Source organism: Mesorhizobium sp. M4B.F.Ca.ET.089.01.1.1 (assembly GCF_004022605.1).
Lineage (GTDB): Bacteria > Pseudomonadota > Alphaproteobacteria > Rhizobiales > Rhizobiaceae > Mesorhizobium > Mesorhizobium abyssinicae.
Genome location: NZ_RZOS01000491.1, coordinates 1 through 3,876 on the forward strand (window position 1 = coordinate 1; position 3,876 = coordinate 3,876).

The 3,876-nt window shown below is 66.0% G+C and carries 3 protein-coding genes and 1 pseudogene; all 4 read left to right on the forward strand.

Annotation, left to right across the window (positions count from 1 at the left end; all coding sequences use genetic code 11):
• Nucleotides 1–217 (forward strand): annotated as a pseudogene (locus tag EN780_RS29170) (amino acid ABC transporter permease); the annotation flags it as partial.
• Between the two features lie 10 nt (nucleotides 218–227).
• Entirely contained in the window at nucleotides 228–992 is a 765-nt protein-coding gene (locus EN780_RS29175) for an amino acid ABC transporter ATP-binding protein (protein ID WP_128276019.1), read from the forward strand.
• 65 nt (nucleotides 993–1,057) lie between these two features.
• Nucleotides 1,058–2,464, forward strand: coding sequence for an FAD-binding oxidoreductase (locus EN780_RS29180; RefSeq protein ID WP_128276020.1), 1,407 nt, complete (start codon nucleotides 1,058–1,060; stop codon nucleotides 2,462–2,464).
• Between the two features lie 119 nt (nucleotides 2,465–2,583).
• On the forward strand, nucleotides 2,584–3,876 hold a 1,293-nt coding region (locus EN780_RS29185), incomplete at its 3' end, for a thiamine pyrophosphate-binding protein (protein ID WP_128276021.1).

The window sequence follows — 3,876 nt, forward strand, 5'->3', positions numbered from 1 at the left end:
CCAGTTCGTGGTCGCGTTCAAGGAGACCTCACTGGTGGTCATCGTCGGCTTCTTGGAGATCCTGGCCTCCGGCAACGCCGCCTACGGAACCGGCGAATGGCGCTTCGCCTATGTCGAAGTCTACGCCTTCATCGCCTTCATCTACTTCGTCTTCGTTTTCAGCCTGTCCCGCTACGGCGCCTTTCTCGAGCGCCGCATGTCGGTCGGCGAACGCTAAGGAGGTCCGCATGACGATAGGCAGTTCGGGCGAGGCCGGCGGACCCGCGGTCCGCATCGAAAGCCTCGACAAATACTATGGCGCCTTTCACGCGCTGCGAAACGTCAACCTGTCCGTCGAACGAGGCGAGAGGATCGTCGTCTGTGGTCCCTCCGGTTCCGGCAAATCCACCATGATCCGTTGTATCAACCGGCTCGAGCAGCACAATGGCGGCCGCATCACCGTGCTCGGCACCGAACTCAACGACGATGTCGGCAACATCGACGAGATCAGGCGCGAGGTCGGCATGGTGTTCCAGCACTTCAACCTGTTTCCGCACATGACGGTGCTGGAGAACTGCATGCTTGCGCCGATGATCGTGCGCAAGCAGCCGCGCGCGGAAGTAGAGGCAACCGCCAGGCGCTATCTGGAGAAGGTTCGCATCCCCGAACAGGCGATGAAGTTTCCCGGCCAGCTCTCCGGCGGCCAGCAGCAGCGGGTGGCGATCGCGCGCGCCCTTTGCATGCAGCCGCAGATCATGCTGTTCGACGAGCCGACCTCGGCGCTCGATCCGGAAATGATTTCCGAGGTGCTGGACGTCATGGTCACGCTCGCCTCGGAAGGCATGACGATGATCTGCGTCACCCACGAGATGGGCTTCGCGCGCCGCGTCGCCAACCGGGTGATCTTCATGGACGGCGGCGAGATCGTCGAAGAGGCGCCGCCGGAGGAGTTCTTCACCGCCTCCCGCAACGAGCGCACGCGGCAGTTCCTGTCGCAGGTGCTGGGTCATTGAACGACATTCTGGAAGATGCCACGTTCCCGAGCAGCACGCCGCACAGCTATCTTCCGGATATTTCAATGACTGATCCCGTTCTCGAATTGCGCGCGATTCTCGGACCGAAAGGCTGGCTTTCAGGCGTCGACGCCGAGCCATACCAGCGCGACTGGCTCAATCGCTACGGCGTTGCCCCCCTGGGCGTCGCCAGGCCGGCCAACACCGCGGAAGTGGCCGCGGTCGTCAAGCTGTGCCGGGAGGCCGGTCTGGCGGCGGTGCCGCAAGGCGGCAACACCGGGCTTTGCGGCGGCGCCGTCACGGAGCAGCCGAACGCGGTGATCGTCTCGCTGTCGCGCATGGCGGCGATCGGCAAACCGGATCTCGACAGCGGCTCGATCGTCGTCGAGGCGGGCGTCGTTCTCGCGGCGCTGCACGAGGCGCTGGAGCCGCACGGGCTGATGTTCCCGATGCATCTCGGCGCGGAAGGCAGCGCCAGGATCGGCGGCCTGATCGGCACCAATGCCGGCGGCAGCCACGCCTTCCGATACGGCATGATGCAGGACCTCGTGCTCGGCCTCGAAGTCGTGACTGCTGACGGCGCGATTTGGGACGGGCTGCGCGCGGTGCAGAAGGACAATGCCGGCTACCAGCTGCGCAAGCTCTACTGCGGCGCGGAAGGCACGCTCGGCATCGTGACGCGCGCGGTGCTTCGGCTCTATCCGACGCCACGACAGCAGGCGGGCGCGCTGCTGGTCATGCCCGACTTTGCCGCCGCCGTCTCCTTCGGCGCATTCCTGCGCGGCGAGGCGGGGGAATTCCTGACCGGCCTCGAGTTCTTCTGCGATCTCGGCCTTGAACTCGCTCTCAAGCATGTGCCCGATCTCGCCTACCAGTTGGAAGCCAGGGGCGATGTCTATCTGCTCGTCGAGCTGGCTTCGGGCTCGGCGCGCGTTCCCCTCGACGACATTCTGGCTTCAGCACTGGAATGGGGCATGGAGCAGGGCCTTGTGCTGGACGGCGCGCTGGCGACATCGGGCGCGCATCGGGCCCAGTTCTGGCGACTGCGCGAGGAGCAGCCGGAGGGGCAGCGGCTGGAGGGCGAGCAGCTCAAGCACGACATTTCCGTCCCTCCAGGCGCGATCGCCCGTTTCATCGAGGCCGGTGCCAGAGTCTGCCGGGACATCCTGCCCGGCGTGCGGATCAACCCGTTCGGGCATCTCGGCGACGGCAACATCCATTACAATCTGTCACCGCCGGAAGGCCGCGCTGATTTCGACGGCAAGGCCGGGCGGTTCGCCGAGGCGCTGTCGGCACTCGCCACGGAAATAGGCGGCAGCTTCGCGGCCGAGCACGGGCTTGGCCGCGCCAAGATCGCCATGGCCGACAGCAATCGCGGCGCGGTGGAGCGGGAAATCATGGCGCGGCTGAAGGGCGCGCTCGATCCGCAGGGCACGATGAACCCCGGTGTTCTGGTGCGTTCGACACTGTAAAGAAAAACTTTCGAATGGACCGCATTTCTTGATTTCGCCGCGACCCGCCAGCGTGCAGGTATAAATACGAAAAGGCAGGCTCGGTTCCGCTTGCCGCCAGCTCAAGAGGATGTCGAAGCATGGTCCGCAATGGCGGTCGCCTTCTTGTCGAGTGCCTGATTGCGCTTGGCGCGACCAAGAGCTTCGGCGTTCCCGGCGAAAGCTATCTCGCCGTCCTCGACGCGCTGCACGACACCCATGGCAAGCTCGACTACGTGCTTTGCCGCAACGAGGGCGGCGCGGCCTTCATGGCCTCGGCCTACGGCAAGCTGACGGGCACGCCGGGCATCTGCTTCGTGACGCGCGGCCCGGGCGTGACCAATGCCAGCATCGGCGTCCATACCGCCATGCAGGACAGTTCGCCGATGATCCTTTTCGTCGGCCAGGTCGGAACCGACATGAAGGGGCGCGAGGCTTTTCAGGAGATCGACTACCGGGCGGTGTTCGGGACTGTCGCCAAATGGGCAGTCGAGATCGATGATGTCTCGCGCCTGCCGGAGATCGTCGCGCGGGCCTGGACCACCGCCCTGACCGGGCGGCCCGGCCCGGTCGTGATCGCGCTGCCTGAGGACATGCTCACCACCCTGACCGAGGCCCCGCCGCTCGGGGGGCCGGCGGCGATCTTCGAGCCGGCACCGTCAGCGGACGCGCTCGCTTCGGCGCTGGGACTGCTGGCCGGAGCCGAGCGGCCGCTGCTGCTGATGGGCGGCGCCAACTGGACGACGGAGGGACGCGCGGCGCTGCAGTCTTTCGCCGAGGCCTCCGACATCCCGGTCGTGGCGGCCTTCCGCTATCAGGACCAGTTCGACAACCACGCGCCGGTCTTCGTCGGCGAGGCCGGCGTCGGCATGGTGGCGCATGTCAGGAACCTGATCCGCGAGGCCGATGTGATCCTGGCCGTCAATGTCCGCTTCGGCGAGATGACGACGGACGGTTACACACTGCTGTCGGTACCGGTGCCGCGGCAGAAGCTGATCCATGTGCATGGCTCCGACCGCGAGATCGGCAAGATCTATGTGCCGACGATCGGCATCCATGCCGGTCCGAACGCCTTCGCCAAAGCGCTGACCCCGGTGAAAGGCACCTGGGCCGAATGGCGGGCGGCGGCGCGCAAGGCCTATGAAGGGACATTCGCGGCGCCCGTCCAGCCCGGACCCGTGGATATGGTCGCCGTCAGCGCATGGCTGCGCGAGACCTTGCCCGCCGACGTCATCCTCACCAACGGCGCCGGCAATTTCACGGTGTGGCCGAACAAATTTTTCAAGTTCGGGCCGGAGGCGCGGCTGCTCGCCCCGCAGTCGGGCGCCATGGGTTACGGGCTGCCGGCAGCGGTCGCGGCAAAGGTCGCGTTTCCGCAACGAACGGTCGTCTGC